The 20,286-nt window shown below is 51.8% G+C and carries 17 protein-coding genes; 5 read left to right on the top strand and 12 right to left on the bottom strand.

Annotation, left to right across the window (positions count from 1 at the left end):
* The first annotated feature begins 432 nt into the window (after nucleotides 1-432).
* Both BEA93_RS20665 and actP read left to right on the top strand, forming a co-directional pair.
* Nucleotides 433-747: a DUF485 domain-containing protein gene (locus tag BEA93_RS20665; protein ID WP_001517575.1), complete on the top strand. Its 315-nt coding sequence runs from the start codon at nucleotides 433-435 to the stop codon at nucleotides 745-747.
* Nucleotides 744-2,393, top strand: a complete 1,650-nt coding sequence (gene actP / locus BEA93_RS20660; RefSeq protein ID WP_000832601.1) for a cation/acetate symporter ActP — start codon at nucleotides 744-746, stop codon at nucleotides 2,391-2,393. Before BEA93_RS20665 ends, actP begins: the two co-directional genes overlap by 4 nt.
* 97 nt (nucleotides 2,394-2,490) lie before the next feature.
* Here actP and BEA93_RS20655 read toward each other — a convergent pair whose 3' ends face one another.
* From BEA93_RS20655 to soxR, 3 genes are all read right to left on the bottom strand, one after another.
* Nucleotides 2,491-4,140, bottom strand: coding sequence for a Na+/H+ antiporter (locus BEA93_RS20655; RefSeq protein WP_000402197.1), 1,650 nt, complete (start codon nucleotides 4,138-4,140; stop codon nucleotides 2,491-2,493).
* Between the two features lie 150 nt (nucleotides 4,141-4,290).
* Nucleotides 4,291-5,640 (bottom strand): guanine/hypoxanthine transporter GhxP, encoded by a 1,350-nt coding sequence (gene ghxP / locus BEA93_RS20650; RefSeq protein WP_000106896.1) that lies wholly within the window; start codon nucleotides 5,638-5,640, stop codon nucleotides 4,291-4,293.
* A 544-nt stretch (nucleotides 5,641-6,184) separates the two neighbouring features.
* On the bottom strand, nucleotides 6,185-6,649 hold the full coding sequence (soxR, locus tag BEA93_RS20640) for a redox-sensitive transcriptional activator SoxR (protein ID WP_000412428.1): 465 nt from the start codon (nucleotides 6,647-6,649) through the stop codon (nucleotides 6,185-6,187).
* 85 nt (nucleotides 6,650-6,734) lie between these two features.
* Here soxR and soxS point away from each other — a divergent pair, with 85 nt between their 5' ends.
* Nucleotides 6,735-7,058 carry a superoxide response transcriptional regulator SoxS gene (gene soxS / locus BEA93_RS20635; protein WP_000019357.1) on the top strand — a complete coding sequence of 108 codons (324 nt, stop codon included), beginning with the start codon at nucleotides 6,735-6,737 and terminating at the stop codon, nucleotides 7,056-7,058.
* A 3-nt stretch (nucleotides 7,059-7,061) separates the two neighbouring features.
* Here soxS and BEA93_RS20630 read toward each other — a convergent pair whose 3' ends face one another.
* The gene (locus BEA93_RS20630) at nucleotides 7,062-8,648 is read right to left on the bottom strand and encodes an EAL domain-containing protein (protein WP_016262777.1); all 1,587 of its coding nucleotides are present in this window, start codon (nucleotides 8,646-8,648) and stop codon (nucleotides 7,062-7,064) included.
* 447 nt (nucleotides 8,649-9,095) lie between these two features.
* Here BEA93_RS20630 and BEA93_RS20620 point away from each other — a divergent pair, with 447 nt between their 5' ends.
* Nucleotides 9,096-9,377 (top strand): YjcB family protein, encoded by a 282-nt coding sequence (locus tag BEA93_RS20620; protein WP_105225011.1) that lies wholly within the window; start codon nucleotides 9,096-9,098, stop codon nucleotides 9,375-9,377.
* 97 nt (nucleotides 9,378-9,474) lie between these two features.
* Here BEA93_RS20620 and ssb1 read toward each other — a convergent pair whose 3' ends face one another.
* The gene (gene ssb1, locus BEA93_RS20615) at nucleotides 9,475-10,011 is read right to left on the bottom strand and encodes a single-stranded DNA-binding protein SSB1 (RefSeq protein WP_000168305.1); all 537 of its coding nucleotides are present in this window, start codon (nucleotides 10,009-10,011) and stop codon (nucleotides 9,475-9,477) included.
* Nucleotides 10,012-10,261: 250 nt separating this feature from the next.
* Between ssb1 and uvrA the strand changes: the two genes are divergently transcribed.
* A complete protein-coding gene (gene uvrA / locus BEA93_RS20610) occupies nucleotides 10,262-13,084 on the top strand; it encodes an excinuclease ABC subunit UvrA (RefSeq protein ID WP_000357769.1) in 2,823 nt (940 codons plus the stop codon).
* Nucleotides 13,085-13,291: 207 nt separating this feature from the next.
* Here the strand turns inward: uvrA and BEA93_RS20605 are convergent, their stop codons facing one another.
* From BEA93_RS20605 to BEA93_RS20575, 7 genes are all read right to left on the bottom strand, one after another.
* Nucleotides 13,292-13,648, bottom strand: coding sequence for an MmcQ/YjbR family DNA-binding protein (locus BEA93_RS20605; RefSeq protein WP_000155671.1), 357 nt, complete (start codon nucleotides 13,646-13,648; stop codon nucleotides 13,292-13,294).
* Between the two features lie 3 nt (nucleotides 13,649-13,651).
* Nucleotides 13,652-14,068, bottom strand: a complete 417-nt coding sequence (locus BEA93_RS20600) for a secondary thiamine-phosphate synthase enzyme YjbQ (RefSeq protein WP_000270380.1) — start codon at nucleotides 14,066-14,068, stop codon at nucleotides 13,652-13,654.
* A gap of 110 nt (nucleotides 14,069-14,178) precedes the next feature.
* Entirely contained in the window at nucleotides 14,179-14,892 is a 714-nt protein-coding gene (gene aphA / locus BEA93_RS20595; RefSeq protein WP_010377498.1) for an acid phosphatase AphA, read from the bottom strand.
* A gap of 229 nt (nucleotides 14,893-15,121) precedes the next feature.
* Nucleotides 15,122-16,315: an aromatic amino acid transaminase gene (tyrB, locus tag BEA93_RS20590; protein WP_016262775.1), complete on the bottom strand. Its 1,194-nt coding sequence runs from the start codon at nucleotides 16,313-16,315 to the stop codon at nucleotides 15,122-15,124.
* Nucleotides 16,316-16,556: 241 nt separating this feature from the next.
* Complete coding sequence (gene alr, locus BEA93_RS20585; protein ID WP_001147291.1) at nucleotides 16,557-17,636, bottom strand: alanine racemase; 1,080 nt, start codon at nucleotides 17,634-17,636, stop codon at nucleotides 16,557-16,559.
* Nucleotides 17,637-17,688: 52 nt separating this feature from the next.
* Nucleotides 17,689-19,104 (bottom strand): replicative DNA helicase, encoded by a 1,416-nt coding sequence (gene dnaB / locus BEA93_RS20580; protein ID WP_001517572.1) that lies wholly within the window; start codon nucleotides 19,102-19,104, stop codon nucleotides 17,689-17,691.
* Nucleotides 19,105-19,176: 72 nt separating this feature from the next.
* Nucleotides 19,177-20,211 (bottom strand): LacI family DNA-binding transcriptional regulator, encoded by a 1,035-nt coding sequence (locus tag BEA93_RS20575; protein WP_001129779.1) that lies wholly within the window; start codon nucleotides 20,209-20,211, stop codon nucleotides 19,177-19,179.
* Nucleotides 20,212-20,286 lie beyond the last annotated feature (75 nt).

Here is a 20,286-nt window from a genome sequence, read left to right as displayed (position 1 = left end):
GATTGCCGGATGCGGCGTAAACGCCTTATCCGGCCTACATTCGGCAACGGCTGTAGGCCTGATAAGACGCGACAGCGACGCATCTGGCGTTGATTGCCGGATACGGCGTAAACGCCTTATCCGGCCTACATTCGGCAACGGCTGTAGGCCTGATAAGACGCGACAGCGGCGCATCTGGCGTTGATTGCCGGATGCGGCGTAAACGCCTTATCCGGCCTACATTCGGCAACGGCTGTAGGCCTGATAAGACGCGACAGCGACGCATCTGGCGTTGATTGCCGGATGCGGCGTAAACACCTTATCCGGCCTACATTCGGCAACGGCTGTAGGCCTGACAAGGCGCATCAGGCTATGGGTTACCTGGGCGTTAACCCTCTCCCACAAGGGAGCGGGAATTAAAACAATCCCTACATTACCTCTGGAGAATCTGTGATGAATGGCACTATTTATCAGCGGATAGAAGACAATGCGCATTTCAGGGAGTTGGTCGAAAAACGGCAACGGTTTGCCACCATCCTGTCGATTATTATGCTGACAGTTTATATCAGCTTTATTTTACTGATTGCCTTTGCGCCTGGCTGGCTGGGCACTCCGCTGAATCCGAACACCAGCGTCACACGCGGTATTCCCGTTGGCGTCGGGGTGATTGTGATCTCCTTTGTTCTCACTGGTATCTACATCTGGCGGGCGAACGGCGAATTCGACCGCCTTAATAACGAAGTCCTGCATGAGGTACAAGCGTCATGAAAAGAGTTATGACGGCGCTTGCCGCCACACTCCCTTTCGCAGCGAACGCCGCGGATGCCATTAGCGGGGCCGTAGAACGCCAGCCAACAAACTGGCAGGCGATTATTATGTTCCTGATTTTCGTCGTGTTTACGCTTGGTATCACCTACTGGGCATCAAAACGCGTGCGTTCCCGTAACGACTACTACACCGCAGGCGGTAATATCACCGGCTTCCAGAACGGTCTGGCGATAGCCGGTGACTATATGTCTGCCGCCTCATTTTTGGGGATCTCCGCGCTGGTGTTTACCTCCGGTTATGACGGCCTGATCTACTCGTTGGGCTTCCTGGTAGGCTGGCCAATCATTCTGTTTCTGATTGCCGAACGTCTGCGTAACCTGGGTCGCTATACCTTTGCGGATGTCGCCTCATACCGTTTGAAACAAGGGCCAATCCGCATTCTTTCGGCCTGTGGGTCTCTGGTGGTGGTGGCGCTATATCTCATCGCCCAAATGGTTGGTGCGGGTAAACTGATCGAGCTGCTGTTCGGCCTTAACTATCACATCGCCGTGGTTCTGGTTGGCGTATTGATGATGATGTATGTCCTGTTTGGCGGCATGTTAGCAACCACCTGGGTACAGATTATCAAAGCCGTTTTGCTGCTGTTCGGTGCCAGCTTTATGGCCTTTATGGTGATGAAGCACGTCGGTTTTAGCTTCAACAATCTGTTCAGCGAAGCGATGGCAGTACACCCGAAAGGTGTCGACATCATGAAGCCGGGCGGGCTGGTAAAAGATCCAATCTCCGCACTCTCGCTGGGGCTGGGACTGATGTTTGGTACAGCAGGTCTGCCGCACATTCTGATGCGCTTCTTTACGGTTAGCGATGCTCGCGAAGCGCGTAAGAGCGTGTTCTACGCCACCGGCTTTATGGGTTACTTCTATATCCTGACCTTTATTATCGGCTTTGGTGCGATCATGCTGGTCGGTGCAAATCCGGAATATAAAGATGCGGCGGGCCATCTTATTGGCGGTAACAACATGGCGGCGGTTCACCTGGCCAATGCGGTGGGCGGCAACCTGTTCCTCGGCTTTATTTCAGCGGTTGCTTTCGCCACCATCCTCGCGGTGGTTGCAGGTCTGACGCTGGCAGGCGCATCGGCGGTTTCTCACGATCTGTACGCCAACGTCTTCAAAAAAGGCGCGACCGAACGTGAAGAGCTGCGGGTATCGAAAATCACCGTGCTGATTTTGGGTGTGATTGCGATTATCCTCGGCGTGTTGTTTGAGAATCAGAACATCGCCTTCATGGTGGGTCTGGCGTTTGCTATCGCCGCGAGCTGTAACTTCCCAATCATTCTGCTTTCCATGTACTGGTCGAAACTGACTACGCGTGGTGCGATGCTGGGCGGCTGGTTAGGCCTGATTACAGCGGTAGTGTTGATGATCCTCGGCCCAACGATTTGGGTGCAGATCCTCGGTCACGAAAAAGCCATCTTCCCGTATGAATACCCGGCGTTGTTCTCCATCTCCGTGGCATTCCTCGGTATCTGGTTCTTCTCGGCAACCGATAATTCAGCGGAAGGCGCGCGCGAGCGTGAACTGTTCCGTGCGCAATTTATCCGTTCCCAGACCGGCTTTGGCGTTGAGCAGGGCCGCGCGCATTAATCTCCGTTTGTCCCTGGTCGCCTGACCAACGGTAAAAAGGTGCGATGTACTGCACCTTTTTACCGATTGCGTCAGGCTATCTTACGCCGTCAGAGCGTTACTGATTTTCTTCAATTAACAACGCTTCCAGCAAATCAAGATCGTGCAATAATTTTTGCAGCGTTTCGTTGCTGATCTCCCGCGTGGCGCGCAGGTGGTACAGTTCAGCACGTTCAGAACGCAGTGCCGCCAGACGGAAGCGGCGTTCCAGGTCTTCTTCCAGGATTGAACTTTCAACATCATTACGCCCATCGGCGCGACGACGCAGGTTACCAATCACACGAGAACTCACCTCTGTGAGCAACTGGTTATCGATGTTCTCTTCGGTGTCCGCCGCCAGACGTTCTTCCATTTTCTGGATCGCCACAATCGCTACTTCAGCCGTTGCCGCGCGTGCAATGCGTTCCTCTTTCAACTGCTGGGAATGATCCGCGACTTCAATGTGTTGCAGCAAAATAGGCAACATCACTACACCAACAAACAGCGAGAAGAGAATCACGCCAGCCGCCAGGAACACCAGCTCATAACGCGCCGGGAAGACGTTACCATCCGGCAACAGCAGAGGAATGGAGAGCACACCGGCCAGAGTGATTGCCCCGCGCACCCCAGCGAAAGACGCGATCAGGATTTCTCGTGTGGTCCACGAACCAAACTCCATCGGCTTCTTCTTCAGGAAGCGGTTACTGAGCTTTTTCATCGTCCACAACCAGCCAAAACGAACCAGCATTAAGGCGACATAAATCAGCACGATATCGACAAAGAGCATCCAGACTTCGACGTTGGGGTCGATTTCCGCCGCCATCAGCGACGTCTCCAGAATGCCCGGCAATTGCAGGCCCAGCAGCAGGAACACCATACCGTTAAAGACAAATTCCAGCATCGCCCAGGTGCTGTTGGCACGCAGTCGCATCGCCAGCGGCGCACGGCGCATCACACCGGAGCGGGTGATGGTCATACCGGCGGCAACCGCTGCGAGGATGCCGGAAACGCCAATATGTTCGGCAATAAGATAAGAGGCGAACGGCAGCAGGAACAGCAGTACGATCTGCGTTGCCGGTTCATCACCGCCCCAGCGACTCAGGAAACGCAACGAGCGACCATACAGCCAGCTCACCGCAAAACCGGCGAGAATACCGCCAATTGCCACTTTCATAAATTCGACCGTCGCGCCGCCAACGGTGAAGATCATCGTCCCCATCGCGACTGCCACGGCAAACTTCAGCGACACCAGGCCGGAGGCGTCATTCATCAACGCTTCGCCCTGCAAGATACCCATAATTTTTTTCGGTATGCGCCCTTCTCCAACAATCCCGGAGAGCGCTACAGCATCGGTCGGAGAGAGCACCGCCGCCAGCGCAAAAGCGGGGATCAGCGGAATACCTGGCACCACCCAGTAAATAAGGAAGCCAATGCCGACCACGGTGACGACGACCAGCGCCAGCGCGAGACCGAAGATCTCCCGGCCATGCTCAAGAAATTCGCGGGTCGGCGTTTTCCAGCCATCCGCGAACAGCAACGGCGGGATAAATAAGACTAAAAAGAGTTCTGGGTCAAATTCCACATGCAAACCAAACGTCGGCCACGCCAGTAGCGCACCAATGGCGATTTGCATAAGCGGAAGCGGGATCTGAAAGGGCATGACACGAGTGACCACCCCGGACAGCGAGACCACGAGGGTCATTATCAGTATGGTGAAGAAGATTTCCATGCGTTCCCTGTTTGCGATGTTTTTTATGATTTGAGAAAGGTTTTATACCCGGATTCTCAGTTTTTCAGAATATCGCAAAAGCTCACACAATGTACGGAGAAAATAAAAACGGGCAGCAATTGCTACCCGTTTTCAGAATCTTATTAAAGATTAGATAGCCCAGCCACCCGCGTAGAAGGTGACCAGCGCCACGGCGATAACGACCGTACCAATGTTCAGCTTACGCCATTCGCCAGAGACCAGACGACCAATCACCAGAGTCGCGAAGCCGATCATGATGCCTGTTACGATGTTACAGGTCAGCACGATGAATACTGCCGTTACCAGACCCGCCATTGCATCGACAAAATCAGCAAAGTCGATTTTCGCCACGTTGCTCAGCATCAGCAGGCCAACGTACATCAGCGCCGGAGCCGTTGCGTAACCCGGAACAAGATAAGAGAGCGGAGAGAGGAACAGAATCAGCAGGAACAGCACGCCAACGGTGATAGCCGTCAGGCCGGTTTTACCGCCCGCCGCTGTACCCGCCGCAGACTCGATGTATACCGCAGCCGGTGCCGCGCCAACCAGGCCGGAGAAAACGCTACTCAGGGAGTCTGTAGTTAGTGCTTTACCACCGTCAATAATCTGCCCGTCTTTATCCAGCAGATTCGCCTGACCAGCAACTGCACGGATGGTTCCGGTAGCGTCAAAGACCGCCGTCATCACCAGCGCCAACACGCTCGGCAAGACCAGTGGGTTCAGTGCCCCCATAATGTCCAGGCTGCCAATTAGCGAATTGCCGTTCTCATCACTCAATGAAGGCATGGCAAAAACGCCGGAGAAATGGACATTAGGATCGAAGATCAGGCCCACAATCGAGATACCGATAATGGTCAGCAGAATGCCGCCCGGTACTTTCAGTTTTTCCAGGCCGATGATCACAGCCAAACCTACCAGCGACATAATCACCGGGAATGTCGCGAAATCACCCAGCGCAACCGGCAAACCATCAAGCGGGTTTTTAATCACCAGACCGACGCCGTTGGCAGCAATCAGCAGCAAAAACAGGCCGATACCAATCCCCGTGCCATGCGCCACGCCGTGCGGTAAGTTGCGCAAAATCCAGCTACGGATACCTGTTGCGGAAATAACCGTAAACAGCACCCCCATCAGGAACACAGCACCCAGCGCCACCGGAACACTGATATGTTGCCCCAGCACCAGGCTGAATGCGGTAAATGCAGTCAGGGAGATGGCGCAGCCGATAGCCAATGGTAGATTGGCCCACAACCCCATCGCGATAGAACCCATCCCGGCAACCAGACAAGTCGCAACAAAAACGGCCGCTGGCGGGAAGCCCGCTTTGCCCAACATGCCCGGAACGACGATAACCGAATAGACCATCGCCAGAAACGTTGTTAACCCGGCAACCACTTCCTGACGAACAGTGCTTCCACGTTGTGAAATTTTAAACCAGGCGTCGAGTGAACCGCCGGTACGCGCTGATGGCGTAGACATAAGAAAACATCCCCTGAGAGTTTATTTTTCGTCAAGATGCGTGGCGGACAATCCCCTGCCAGCGAAACGTTATCTTCCTGCTTCTGGTTTGCGACAATCGGGGTTGTCGCAAAAAGCAAACGTTTAGCTCCACGCATACAAAACGGGTGGTAAAAAAAAGCAAACGATTATCCGGCGATCATAGCGGCTTTTTCAACCGAAGTTTGCTGCTTTTTTCCCTTTTCTTGTATTGACGATGAAAAACCAGGCAACTGATGCGCAAACGTTATCGTCGATGCGCAAAATTACGGCATTTGTAGGCAACTTGTAGCAAAAGTTTGCGGTAAAAAATCACGCAAGATGACAAAAATATTGCGGCTAAAAAGGATCACTTTGCACTGGCGAAGAAACGGCGGTGGCATACAATTAAAGTATCAACACCAACCGGAACCTCCACCACGTGCTCGAATGAGGTGTGTTGACGTCGGGGGAAACCCTCCTGTGTACCAGCGGGATAGAGTGAAAGACAAAGGCCGGAAACAAACTAAAGCGCCCTTGTGGCGCTTTAGTTTTGTTCATCTTCCAGCAAACGCGCACCAGTACCTTCTTCGCCTAAGCGATCGCCTGGGTTACGCAACGGGCAGTCGCTACGCGAAAGGCAGCCGCAACCAATACAGCCGTCCAGTTCGTCACGCAACGCAACTAAGGTATGAATTCGCCGGTCCAGTTCTTCACGCCATTGTGATGAGAGTTGCTTCCACTCTTTCGCACTTAATGTATGCCCTTCGGGCAACACACCAAACGCTTCACCAATGGTCGCCAGCGGAATACCAATACGTTGAGCAATCTTGATGATGGCGACATATCGCAACACATCACGCTTATACCGCCGCTGATTGCCGCTGTTACGGATACTGGTAATCAAACCTTTGCTTTCATAGAAATGCAGCGCCGATACCGCCACTCCACTACGTTTCGCCACTTCGCCTGGAGTAAGCAAGGCTTTAATGCGGGGTAATTTCTTTTCCATAAATCGCTTTACCTCAAGTTAACTTGAGGAATTATACTCCCCAACAGATGAATTAACGAACTGAACACTGAAAAGAGGCAGATTTATGTCCCATCAGAAAATTATTCAGGATCTTATCGCATGGATTGACGAGCATATCGACCAGCCGCTGAACATTGATGTGGTGGCGAAAAAATCAGGTTATTCAAAGTGGTATTTACAGCGGATGTTCCGTACGGTGACACATCAGACGCTTGGCGATTACATTCGTCAACGCCGCCTGCTACTGGCTGCCGTTGAGTTGCGCACCACCGAACGCCCTATTTTTGATATCGCGATGGATCTGGGCTATGTCTCACAGCAGACCTTTTCCCGCGTTTTCCGTCGGCAGTTTGATCGCACTCCCAGCGATTATCGCCACCGGATCTAGGGTTTACTGCCCGCGCATGACGTCATGCGCGGGTACTGGCTCTGCCCATGCCATAAAAACCTGCGGCGGCATCGCCTTTGCAAAGTACCAACCCTGACAATAGCGCACGCCGCGTTTGCGCAGCCAGTTGACCTGATCCTCAGTTTCCACCCCTTCTGCAATCGTTTTTAGACCCAGACTGTGTGCCAGTTCGATAATGTGTTCTGCAATCAAATGGCTGGTTTTGTGCGTGGTTAGCGTCTCAACAAACGATTTATCGATTTTCAAGATATCGATATTCAATGAATTAAGATTATGCAAGTTGGAGTAGCCAATACCAAAATCATCGATCGCCACTTCGTAACCAGCCTGACGGAAAGCCAGAATAATCGGCGTCATTTTGGCGACATCAAGAAACGCATGTTCAGTGACTTCAAATTTAATTTGCTGCGGACGCACGGTAAATTGCTCGATTTTTTGATTGGTTAGGGCAATCACCCTTGAAGTATGAAAATCAGAGGCGGATAAGTTAACTGAAATAGAGAGTTCAGGATGTTTCGCCAGCCAGGCACCGAGATCGTCAAACACCCTATTAATGACATAATTGGTAACCTGCTCAATTAGCCCCTTTTGTTCCGCCAGTGGAATAAACTCCGCTGGCGTCATTACTTGTCCCTGAGTCCCCGGCCAACGTAGCAACGCCTCAGCGCCAATACATTTATTCGTCTTAATATCAACAATTGGCTGGTAATAGAGACAAAGTTGCCGTTTTTCGAGAGCACGTTGCAATTTACGCTCAGGAGACTGGTACTTCTGGTTTATACGCAACCAGAGTAAAAGCAGCACCAGGCTGCCCAAAATACCTGCCGGCAAGGCAAATACAAGGTGATTATAAAAATGCGAAAAAATACGCTGGTTTGAGGTTGCTACGATAGCGGCAATGGGACGTTTTGTTGAATGAACTATCGCATATAAATAACCATTCTGCTGTACGGTTATTTCCCTCTGATGAATCAATGGTGAAAAATTTTCTGCGGAGGCCTGTTTGCTTAAAGAGAAAAAGGTTTTCGTCACCGTATCATAAACCCCCCATTGCAGCGTCGGATCGTCAGACATTACCTCGCTCCAGAATAAAGGGTTAATTACCGCGACATAGTTTCCTCGCTGCATATAGGTCATTTTATAACCTGAGAAAAAAGGCGTATCACGGTAATAATAGATTGAGACATCAGGTTCACGCTTATAGTTTGCTGACGCCATCCTGTAGCCGTTAACGGGAACTATTAATGTTGAACATAAAAAAAGGTTATCGTGGGCATATATCAATTCGTTGATATAAAGATAACCGCGGATAATATTCAGCATTTGTTGTTGATGAGTGGGAGTGCAAATTTGTCCCTGATAGCGTTCTGCATCGTCGCTCGCTAAATCTGCCTGCTGAATGACCAACTCGGATTTCTCCAGGGCTAACCGGGCAAAAGCACGAAGTTGATTATTCACTTCCGCTTTAGCCCAAAGGAGGGCAATCCATAGTGAAAGGATAACAGGAAGGAGTACCACAAAGATGATGCCCGGCAACGCCAGCATCCTGCGTCGTGCACTTTGACTCATTTCTATCAATTCCCTGCCTGGTTATACCTGGTCATTGCAAGGTGAAAACCTTGACTACCGACGACGTTAGATAAATCTTACGGTATAAATAGCACTTTTGCCTGATTTGAAATTGATACCTTTATAATCGTTATTTGCATAAAAATAACTCGCTGATATCAAAAGAGCTTTGTTGGAAAAATGCAGGTCAGGCAGGAAATTACAATATTTCTTTATTGTACATTGCCTCGACATCACTGAATAAACCACATCATTAGTGCAGTAATAAAGTCGCGGCATAATCTGGCTAACAAACAACCAATTGTGATATAGTTCACGAAATTTATGAAACGGCAAAAGTGTTTCATTTTTGTGTTCTGAAAGCCCCGCGATAGCCAGAGTGTACCACGCCTCCCGTGAGAAATGCCGCGCTGTCCAGGGCCTGGCAATTTTCTGAGGAAATGTTTGATGGCTACCCTCACCACGGGCGTGGTTCTTCTTCGCTGGCAGCTTCTTAGCGCCATACTGATGTTTCTGGCTAGTTCGCTCAACATCCGTTTTCGGCGGTCTGATTATATCGGGCTGGCAGTGATCAGTAGTGGTCTGGGCGTTGTTTCCGCCTGCTGGTTCGCGATGGGACTGCTCGGAATCACAATGATGGATATTGCCGCAATCTGGCACAATATTGAGTCGGTAATAGTGGAAACCACAAATCAGGCACCGCCACAATGGCCAATGATTTTGGTGTGATATGCAGAAGCCTCCATATGGAGGCTTCTTTTTTATCCCTGGCAGATGCGTTAATCACCTACCTTAAAACAATATAATCTATTGTTTTAAAACAAAATCAGAATGGGATATCGTCATCGAAATCCATCGGCGGCTCGTTAGACGGCGCTGCCGGAGCGGACTGCTGCGGGCGAGACTGCGCGCCGCCGCTGAACTGATTGCCACCCTGCGGCTGCTGAGGTTGACCCCAACCGCCCTGCGGCTGACCGCCCCCGATGTTACCGCCTGCCGGAGCGCCACCACCCTGACGACCACCCAGCATCTGCATGGTGCCGCCAACGTTCACCACGACTTCTGTGGTGTAGCGATCCTGACCGGATTGGTCGGTCCATTTGCGGGTACGCAACTGACCTTCGATATAAACCTGGGAACCTTTACGCAGATATTCACTGGCCACTTCCGCCAGTTTGCCGAACAGCACAACGCGGTGCCATTCAGTCTGCTCTTTCATCTCGCCGGTCGCTTTATCACGCCAGGATTCGGAAGTAGCCAGCGTAATGTTGGCAACTGCGCCACCATTTGGCATGTAGCGTACTTCCGGGTCCTGGCCCAGATTACCAACGAGAATAACCTTATTTACGCCTCTGCTGGCCATGTTCGTGTCTCCTGAAAAAAACGGTCTAATAAGTGTAAACGCGCGATTGTAGCATTACCAATAGCGGTTTTACCACGATGTGACCTCGGTTCCGGGAAACAAACATGGTCCGACATTGTTACACAGCACTCCGGATTCTGCATTCCAATACTGTATATTCATTCAGGTCGATTTGTGTCATAATTAACCGTTTGTGATCGCCGGTAGCGCCATGCCGCCGGGCAAAAAGTGTTTAATCCGGGAAAGGTGAATGGATAAGATCGAAGTTCGGGGCGCCCGCACCCATAATCTCAAAAATATCAACCTCGTTATCCCCCGCGACAAACTGATTGTCGTTACCGGGCTTTCGGGTTCTGGCAAATCCTCGCTCGCTTTCGACACCTTATATGCCGAAGGGCAGCGTCGTTACGTTGAATCCCTTTCCGCCTACGCGCGGCAGTTTCTGTCACTGATGGAAAAGCCGGATGTCGACCATATCGAGGGGCTTTCACCCGCCATCTCGATTGAACAGAAATCGACGTCCCACAACCCGCGCTCCACGGTGGGGACAATCACCGAAATCCACGACTATTTGCGTCTGCTGTACGCTCGCGTCGGTGAGCCGCGCTGCCCGGATCACGATGTCCCGCTGGCGGCGCAAACCGTCAGCCAGATGGTAGACAACGTCCTGTCGCAGCCGGAAGGCAAACGTCTGATGCTACTCGCGCCAATCATTAAAGAGCGCAAAGGCGAACACACTAAAACGCTGGAGAATCTGGCGAGTCAGGGTTACATCCGCGCACGTATTGATGGCGAAGTCTGCGATCTTTCCGATCCGCCGAAACTGGAACTGCAAAAGAAACACACGATTGAAGTGGTAGTTGATCGTTTCAAAGTGCGTGACGATCTTACCCAACGCCTGGCGGAGTCATTTGAAACGGCGCTGGAGCTTTCCGGCGGTACGGCGGTGGTTGCCGATATGGACAATCCGAAAGCGGAAGAGCTGCTCTTTTCCGCCAACTTCGCCTGTCCGATTTGCGGCTACAGTATGCGCGAACTGGAACCGCGTCTGTTTTCGTTCAACAACCCGGCGGGCGCCTGCCCGACCTGTGACGGCCTCGGCGTTCAACAATATTTCGATCCTGACCGAGTGATCCAAAATCCGGAACTATCGCTGGCGGGCGGCGCGATCCGCGGCTGGGATCGCCGTAATTTTTATTACTTCCAGATGCTGAAATCACTGGCAGACCACTATAAGTTCGACGTCGAAGCGCCGTGGGGCAGCCTGAGTGCGAACGTGCATAAAGTGGTGCTTTACGGTTCTGGCAAGGAAAATATCGAATTCAAATACATGAACGATCGTGGCGATACGTCTATCCGCCGCCATCCGTTCGAAGGCGTGCTGCACAATATGGAGCGCCGTTATAAAGAAACGGAATCCAGCGCGGTACGCGAAGAGTTAGCCAAGTTTATCAGCAATCGTCCGTGCGCCAGTTGTGAAGGGACGCGTCTGCGCCGTGAAGCACGCCACGTTTATGTTGAGAATACACCGCTGCCTGCCATCTCTGACATGAGCATCGGCCATGCGATGGAGTTCTTCAACAATCTCAAACTCGCCGGGCAACGCGCGAAGATTGCGGAAAAAATCCTTAAAGAGATTGGCGACCGCCTGAAATTCCTCGTTAACGTCGGGCTGAACTACCTGACACTTTCCCGCTCGGCAGAAACCCTTTCCGGCGGTGAAGCCCAGCGTATCCGTCTGGCAAGCCAGATTGGCGCAGGGCTGGTTGGCGTGATGTACGTGCTGGATGAACCGTCTATCGGCCTGCATCAGCGCGATAACGAACGCCTGCTGGGTACGCTTATCCACCTGCGCGATCTCGGTAATACCGTGATTGTGGTGGAGCACGACGAAGACGCTATTCGCGCGGCTGACCATGTCATCGACATTGGCCCGGGCGCAGGTGTACACGGTGGTGAAGTGGTCGCGGAAGGTCCGCTGGAAGCGATTATGGCAGTTCCGGAGTCGTTAACCGGCCAGTACATGAGCGGTAAACGCAAAATTGAAGTGCCGAAGAAACGCGTACCCGCAGATCCGGAAAAAGTGCTGAAACTGACAGGCGCGCGCGGCAACAACCTGAAAGATGTGACACTGACGCTGCCGGTAGGTCTGTTTACCTGCATCACCGGGGTTTCAGGTTCTGGTAAATCGACGCTGATTAACGACACGCTGTTCCCGATTGCCCAACGCCAGTTGAATGGCGCAACAATTGCTGAACCTGCACCCTATCGCGATATTCAGGGGTTGGAGCATTTCGACAAAGTCATCGATATCGACCAAAGCCCAATTGGTCGTACTCCGCGTTCCAACCCGGCGACCTATACCGGCGTGTTTACGCCTGTACGCGAATTGTTTGCGGGCGTACCGGAATCCCGTGCGCGCGGTTATACGCCTGGACGGTTCAGCTTTAACGTCCGTGGTGGGCGCTGCGAAGCCTGTCAGGGCGATGGTGTAATCAAAGTGGAAATGCACTTCCTGCCGGATATTTACGTGCCGTGCGACCAGTGCAAAGGTAAACGTTATAACCGCGAAACGCTGGAGATTAAGTACAAAGGTAAAACCATCCACGAAGTGCTGGATATGACCATCGAAGAAGCGCGTGAGTTCTTTGATGCTGTGCCCGCACTGGCGCGTAAACTGCAAACGCTGATGGATGTTGGTCTGACGTACATCCGTCTCGGGCAGTCCGCAACCACGCTTTCCGGTGGTGAGGCCCAGCGTGTGAAGCTGGCGCGTGAATTGTCAAAACGCGGCACCGGGCAGACGCTGTATATTCTCGATGAACCGACCACCGGTCTGCACTTTGCCGATATTCAGCAACTGCTCGACGTTCTGCATAAACTGCGCGATCAGGGCAATACCATTGTGGTGATTGAGCACAATCTCGACGTGATCAAAACCGCTGACTGGATTGTTGATCTGGGGCCAGAAGGTGGCAGCGGCGGCGGTGAGATCCTCGTCTCCGGCACGCCAGAAACCGTCGCAGAATGTGAAGCATCGCATACAGCGCGCTTCCTCAAGCCAATGCTGTAATCGTTAAGGCCGCTTTCTGAGCGGCCTCAGATTATTGACAAAGTGCGCTTTGTTCTTGCCGGATGCGGCGTGAACGCCTTATCCGGCCTACAAAAACATGCAATTTCAATATATTGCAGGGATTACGTAGGCCTGATAAGCGTAGCGCATCAGGCAATTTTGTGTTTGTCATCATTCTCAGGCCGCTTGCTGAACGGTCTTTTCCTTTCAGAGTTGCACCAGCAATTTACGTTTTTCTTCCGGCAGCAAATTCACCGCCTGCTGATACGACGCATCGACCAGATAATAGATTTGCGAATCCGGCAGCGAGCCATCGAGATAAACAGTGCTCCAGTGCGCTTTGTTCAGATGTCGGCTGGGGCGAACATCACTGTGCTGCTGACGCAGAAGATCCGCCAATTCCGGGCTGGTTTTCAGCGAAACCGCTGGGCGATTTTCCACCTCTTTCACCATCGCAAACAGCACATCTTCAACTTTGATTTGCGTTGCTTTCCAGTCACTATGCACACTCTGTTCTGCGCCTGGTTTTGCCATGCAATATTGTAGCAACTCCGAAATAGTCATTTTTTACTCCCCTTGTAGTGTCGCGATGATGCGACGCGATCCGCCGTGGATGCGATGTTCCCCCAGCCAGATCCCCTGCCAGGTGCCGGTCTGAATACGCCCTTTATGCACTGGCAATACGAGCGATACCCCCAGCATTGAGGATTTGATATGAGAAGGCATATCGTCTGCTCCTTCATAGTCATGCTCATAGCTACCGTTATCGGGAACCGCACGGAGGAAAAAACGCTCCATGTCATGGCGTACAGTGGGGTCGCAATTCTCATTAAGTGTCAGAGAGGCGGAGGTGTGTTGCAGCAACAGGTGCAGTAAACCAACATTAACACGCGGCATATCAGCCAGTTGATTCAGAATTTCATCCGTTACCAGATGGAATCCACGAGATTTGGCGCTAAGCGTGAGCGTTTTTTGATACCACATGTGCTGCTCCTTGATAAAACTCTCTTAATCAGTTTGCAGCAAGACAGCGAAAGGATAAAGGTTTGATTAAAAAAACAGCATTCGGGAGAGTGTCATACTCTCCCGCTCTGTCAGTATTCTGAATTGACGATCACCTCTTCGCCAAAAGCACCCGCTTGTGGCAAGGGTTTGTAGGTAGAGTTGGAGGCTCGCAGAATACGGATACCACGAATGCCAACATCACGCGCGGCAGTGATATCGTTATCAGAATCACCATAAAACATTCGGATATTTTTATCCTGCAACCACTGCGTTTTTGTGTTTTGTCCTGGTTTATCGCCCGCAAAAATGACCGGGTTCATACTGGTTGCCGGGATATGAAAGTCATCAGCTAATGTTTTTGAAACCGTTTCTGTTTTCGTTGGGCTACGGCCAGTCACAAAGAAGATAGCGTCGCCGCGGCGGACATGTATATCAATTAGCTGACGTGCAACCTCTTTTGGAATGCTGAATTCATCCCAACCGTTGTTCATCTTTTCCCAGAAGGCCGGGTTTTTCAGATAATCTTCGCTTTCTGGCGAGAATATTTTCTTGCCGCGCCAGAATCCGGGGCTGGAAAACAGAACCGTGTCATCAATATCGAACCCAACCGCCATTGGTGGACGCCCTGCGAGGCTATTTTCAATTTGTGCGACCGATACCCAATGGACAGGTGCCTGTTCAGCAAGTCTGGCAACGTTAGTGCCGGGATTAAGCGGTGAAGGTGAAGAGGCCAGTGCAACAGCGGAACTGTTTAGAGCGAACAATAAGCAAACGGCACTCAATGCCTGTGTGATCTTGCGCATATTTTTCCCTAAATAGTCAGTAAGTTGAAACTTTTTATTGTGATATTTGTTGAAAAAACCATCTGACCATAACGCCAGCAGTGTGAGAAAGGAAGGATTATCTGCGGCTTTTGTGAAGAAAGGGAGCAGGATCACATGAGACCAGCCCATGTTTGTTAATATTTAATAACTTAATGTATTTCCATAGAATAATAGAGCAGGCGGCTATTCAACCGCCTGCTGGCGAACCTTACATCACCGCAGCAAATGCCTTTGCCACACGCTGCACGTTTGCAGAGTTAAGCCCCGCCACGCACATACGCCCGCTGGCGATCAGGTAAACACCAAACTCTTCACGCAGTCGGTCAACCTGGGCGGCGCTTAAACCGGTATAGCTGAACATACCGCGTTGCTTAAGCAGATAATCGAAATTACGCCCCGGCATCTCAGTACTCAGCACCTGCACCAGTTGCTGACGCATTGCCAGAATACGGGTACGCATTTCTTCTACTTCTGCCAGCCAGTTGGCTTTCAACGCCTCATCATTCAGCACCGTTGCCACCACCTGCGCACCAAAATTCGGCGGACTGGAGTAAATACGGCGCACAGTGGCTTTCAATTGCCCCAGCACGCGGCCTGCGGCTTCGGCATCTTCACACACTACCGAAAGACCGCCGACACGTTCGCCGTACAGCGAGAAAATTTTCGAGAATGAATTGCTCACCAGAGCGGGCAATCCGGCACTGGCAATGGCGCGAATGGCGTAGGCATCCTCGTCCATACCAGCACCAAATCCTTGATAGGCGATATCAAGGAATGGGATAAGCTCACGTGTCTTGAGGATTTCAATCACCGCATCCCACTGGTCATTGGTGAGATCGGCGCCTGTTGGGTTATGGCAACACGGATGCAACAGCACAATACTGCGGGCGGGCAGTGTTTTCAGCGTCGCCAGCAAGTCGCTAAAACGCACACCGTTGGTCGCTTCGTCATACCAGGGGTAAGTGCTCACTTCGAATCCAGCACCGGCGAATATTGCTACGTGGTTTTCCCAGGTAGGATCGCTGACCCAGACGCCTGATTCAGGGAAATAGCGTTTCAGGAAGTCAGCGCCCACTTTTAATGCCCCCGAGCCGCCGAGGGTTTGAATGGTCGCCACACGCTGTTGTTGCAACACCGGATGGTCCGCACCGAACAACAGCGGCGCAAGAGCATGGCGATAGCTGTTAAGCCCTTCCATCGGCAAATAAAGCGAAGCGCCGTGAGGCTGCGCATTCAGGCGCGCTTCCGCTTCTGCGACGGCTTTTAGTTGCGGGATAATCCCGTCTTCGTTGTAGTACAGGCCGATACTTAAATTCACTTTGTCGCCGCGAGGATCTTCTTTAAAACGCTCCATAAGCGAAAGAATCGGGTCGCCAGCGTAGGCGTCAACTTTTTGAAACACGCGATGGTTCTCCAGGTTTACAGGCAGGTGGTTAAAACACAATAAACCGGAAGATGGGGAAGATCGAGAGGATGTTTAGCAATGAGCGGCAATTAATAACGTAGCGCGGCTGATGAAAAACGCACAACCTCCAGTGGCAAAACGACAAGAGTGTATCAATTTATTGAATTTACATCGCGTTGCTGGCCGGATAAGGCTTTCACACCACACCCGGCACAGACAATCAAATATTGCTGAACGATTAATCGACGTATTTCATCGCCACCCTTGACGTCAGGCGCGTGATAAGTTCGTAAGCACTTACTTTTGTCATTGCAGCGATTCGCTCAACCGGCAGACCTTCACCCCACAGAATCACCGGATCACCCGCTTTATCCTGCGCCTCTGGGCCTAAGTCTACGCAGATCATATCCATCGCAACTCGCCCGACGATTGGCACTTCGCGGCCATTGACCAGCACTGGCGTACCGGACGGAGCTGCGCGAGGGTAGCCATCGCCATAACCCATCGCCACAACGCCAAGACGGGTATCACGTTCGCTGATCCATGTTCCGCCATAACCTACAGGCTCCCCGGCTTTATGCCCACGCACAGCGATCAGACTGGAGGTCAGAGACATCACTGGCTGGCAACCGAAATCAGCACCGGTGGAGCCATCTTCCAGCGGCGATACACCGTAAAGAATGATGCCGGGGCGCACCCAGTCAAAATGCGACTGTGGCCATAACAAGATTCCACCCGATGCGGCGATTGAACGCTTGCCGGGCCTGCCTTCGCAAAAGGTATTGAAGATATCGAGTTGTTTCTCAGTCGCGCCGCATTTTGGCTCATCAGCGCGAGCAAAGTGGCTGACAATATTCACCGGCTGACGGACGTTTTTGCATTGCGTAAGTCGTTGATAAAACGCCTCAGCTTGTTCCGGTAACACGCCCAGTCGGTGCATACCGGTGTCGAGTTTCATCCAGACGGTAACTGGCTCCTCCAGATTAGCCTCTTCCAGAGCAGCAAGCTGTTCTTCGTTATGCACGGCGGTATGCAGATGTTCAGCGGAGATCGTCGACAAATCGTCTGCTTCAAAAAAACCTTCCAGTAACAAAATAGGTTGCGTGATGCCCCCCGCTCTAAGCCGCAGAGCTTCTTCGAGACGGGCGACGCCAAAAGCGTCAGCATCGGGGAGCGTTCGCGCGGTCTCAATCAGACCGTGACCGTAGGCGTTCGCTTTCACCACCGCAACCAGTTTACTGGCAGGTGCCAGTTCACGCAGACGTTGCAGGTTGTGTCGCAGAGCGCGGCGGTTAATCACAACAGTTGCCGCTTGCATTTGTGTTCCTTGATAAGTGTTTGCTTTAATTACCTGATTTATAAAATAATTATTACTCGTCGTCGTATTGCGGCCCTGCGTAATTATCAAAGCGCGACCATTGACCGTTAAAGGTCAGCCGTACCGTCCCGATTGGGCCGTTACGTTGTTTACCGATAATAATTTCCGCGATGCCTTTTAAATCACTGTTTTCGTGATAAACCTCATCACGATAGATAAACATGATCAAGTCCGCATCCTGCTCGATGGAGCCGGATTCACGCAGGTCAGAGTTGACCGGGCGTTTGTCGGCACGTTGTTCCAGAGAGCGGTTCAACTGCGAGAGTGCCACCACCGGCACGTTCAGCTCTTTTGCCAGCGCTTTTAGCGAGCGGGAGATTTCTGCAATTTCCAGCGTACGGTTATCGGAAAGCGCCGGTACGCGCATCAATTGCAGGTAGTCGATCATGATAAGCCCGATGCCGCCGTGCTCACGGGCAATACGGCGCGCGCGGGAACGCACTTCCGTTGGCGTCAGGCCGGAGGAATCATCGATATAAATATTACGTTTTTCGAGCAAAATGCCCATCGTGCCGGAAATGCGCGCCCAGTCTTCATCATCAAGCTGCCCGGTACGGATTTTGGTCTGGTCAACACGTGACAGTGACGCCAGAGAACGCATCATAATCTGTTCTGATGGCATCTCCAGCGAGAAGATCAATACCGGTTTATCCTGCAACATCGCCGCATTTTCAACGAGGTTCATCGCAAATGTCGTTTTACCCATCGACGGACGTGCCGCGACGATGATCAAATCCGACGGCTGCAAACCCGCGGTTTTTTTGTTGAGATCGTCGTAGCCGGTATTAACACCGGTTACACCATCGTGCGGCTGCTGGAAAAGTTGCTCAATACGTGCCACCGTGGCGTCGAGCACATCAGCGATGTTCTTCGGTCCTTCGTCTTTATTGGCACGACTTTCGGCAATTTTAAAGACGCGAGACTCAGCAAGGTCGAGCAGGTCTTCACTGGTGCGTCCTTGCGGATCAAAACCGGCTTCGGCAATCTCATTAGCAACCGAGATCATCTCACGGACAACGGCACGTTCGCGCACGATGTCGGCATATGCACTGATGTTTGCCGCACTTGGCGTATTTTTTGACAGTTCCGCCAGATAGGCAAAACCACCAACGCTGTCGAGTTGCCCCTGGCGCTCCAGCGATTCTGCCAGGGTGATCAGGTCGATGGGGCTACCGCTTTCCTGCAAACGCGCCATTTCAGTAAAGATATGACGGTGCGGACGGGTGTAGAAATCGTCTGCCACCACACGCTCGGCCACATCATCCCAGCGTTCGTTATCCAGCATTAAACCGCCCAACACCGACTGCTCCGCTTCGATCGAGTGCGGAGGCACTTTCAGCCCGGCAACTTGTGGATCGCGTTCGCGGGGTTCAGTTTGTTGTTTGTTGAAGGGTTTATTGCCTGCCATAACGAATGGTGTTACCTGATGTTGAACGGGGGACAAGAGAGTATAGCGAGAAACGGTTTCTCGCTACAGCATTTAACGCCCCTGCTTTCCGGTGGAAGCGCGAATTTGCAGGGTTGGGCGATAAACGTAATGGCTGAGCGGCGCATCAGGTTGCGCGATACGCCGTAGAATTTGCTGCGCCGCTTGTTTCCCCAGCGCCAGTGGTTCTACCGCAATGGTGGTTAACGGCGGGTTACTGTAAGCGCAAGCCGCCACGCCGTCATTACCAATCAGCGAAATATCTTTTCCGGCAAGCACCCCTCTTTCGCCTAACGCCGATTCCGCGCCAAAAGCCATGAGATCGTTATAACAAATTACTGCTGTCGGTGGCGAAGGCATATCTAACAGTTGTTGCATCAACTGGTAGCCGTTGGCCTGAGTCGGTTCAGCACGCAGCGAAAAAGCATCAGTACTCCACGGTTGTAAACCATGATGGTTCATCGCCTCCAGATATCCCTGATAACGCATATGGTGCGTAAGCCCCCCAATAAACACGATGTCCCGGTGTCCTTGTTGAATGAGATATTCCGTAGCTTCCCGGACACCTGCGTGGCTGTCCACGCCAACGTAATCGACGGGCAATTGTTGCCAGTCAAGAGGGCGCATCGTGATTAATAAGGGTGTGGAACTGTTGGCATAACGCTGTAAATCGGCTTCTGAGGTGCTGTTTACTGGACAGAGGACAATGCCCGCGACGTGGTGTTCCAGCAAGGTATCAAGTACCTGTTTTTGCCGATCGCTACGCTGGGAGGTATTGGACATTACGGTGATAAAACCGTGCTCCGCCAGCGTCATCTCAAGGCCCATTGTAAATTCAGCGAAGAAAGGGTTGGTCAAATCATCAATCACCACGCCGATAGTCAGTGATTTTTGCGAACGTAAATTGGCGGCAAAACGGTTATAGACATAGCCTAATTGCTCAATGGCTTGTTGGACTTTTTGTTGAGTCTCTTTTTTGATCAACGGACTGTCGTTGAGTACCAGCGACACGGTCGATTTCGAAACGCCAGCCGCACGTGCAACATCGGTTAATGTTACCCGCTTTCTTCCTGTATCCGACTTCGCCATGACTACTCCAATCCCCCATAAGATCAAGGCATTTACTTTATCATAATCTCCTTTTGCTCATGCGATCCGTTACCC

The organism is Escherichia sp. MOD1-EC5950 (assembly GCF_002965345.1).
Classification (GTDB): domain Bacteria; phylum Pseudomonadota; class Gammaproteobacteria; order Enterobacterales; family Enterobacteriaceae; genus Escherichia; species Escherichia marmotae.
This window is presented reverse-complemented; position numbering and strand designations above follow the sequence as displayed.

Coding starts and splice junctions, on each gene's coding strand:
- alr (WP_001147291.1), bottom strand. CDS start 17,636: ATGCAAGCGGCAACTGTTGTGATTAACCGCCGCGCTCTGCGACACAAC.
- ghxP (WP_000106896.1), bottom strand. CDS start 5,640: ATGTCTACGCCATCAGCGCGTACCGGCGGTTCACTCGACGCCTGGTTT.
- BEA93_RS20600 (WP_000270380.1), bottom strand. CDS start 14,068: ATGTGGTATCAAAAAACGCTCACGCTTAGCGCCAAATCTCGTGGATTC.
- soxS (WP_000019357.1), top strand. CDS start 6,735: ATGTCCCATCAGAAAATTATTCAGGATCTTATCGCATGGATTGACGAG.
- actP (WP_000832601.1), top strand. CDS start 744: ATGAAAAGAGTTATGACGGCGCTTGCCGCCACACTCCCTTTCGCAGCG.
- BEA93_RS20620 (WP_105225011.1), top strand. CDS start 9,096: ATGGCTACCCTCACCACGGGCGTGGTTCTTCTTCGCTGGCAGCTTCTT.
- aphA (WP_010377498.1), bottom strand. CDS start 14,892: ATGCGCAAGATCACACAGGCATTGAGTGCCGTTTGCTTATTGTTCGCT.
- BEA93_RS20575 (WP_001129779.1), bottom strand. CDS start 20,211: ATGGCGAAGTCGGATACAGGAAGAAAGCGGGTAACATTAACCGATGTT.
- BEA93_RS20605 (WP_000155671.1), bottom strand. CDS start 13,648: ATGACTATTTCGGAGTTGCTACAATATTGCATGGCAAAACCAGGCGCA.
- uvrA (WP_000357769.1), top strand. CDS start 10,262: ATGGATAAGATCGAAGTTCGGGGCGCCCGCACCCATAATCTCAAAAAT.
- BEA93_RS20655 (WP_000402197.1), bottom strand. CDS start 4,140: ATGGAAATCTTCTTCACCATACTGATAATGACCCTCGTGGTCTCGCTG.
- dnaB (WP_001517572.1), bottom strand. CDS start 19,104: ATGGCAGGCAATAAACCCTTCAACAAACAACAAACTGAACCCCGCGAA.
- BEA93_RS20630 (WP_016262777.1), bottom strand. CDS start 8,648: ATGAGTCAAAGTGCACGACGCAGGATGCTGGCGTTGCCGGGCATCATC.
- soxR (WP_000412428.1), bottom strand. CDS start 6,649: ATGGAAAAGAAATTACCCCGCATTAAAGCCTTGCTTACTCCAGGCGAA.
- ssb1 (WP_000168305.1), bottom strand. CDS start 10,011: ATGGCCAGCAGAGGCGTAAATAAGGTTATTCTCGTTGGTAATCTGGGC.
- BEA93_RS20665 (WP_001517575.1), top strand. CDS start 433: ATGAATGGCACTATTTATCAGCGGATAGAAGACAATGCGCATTTCAGG.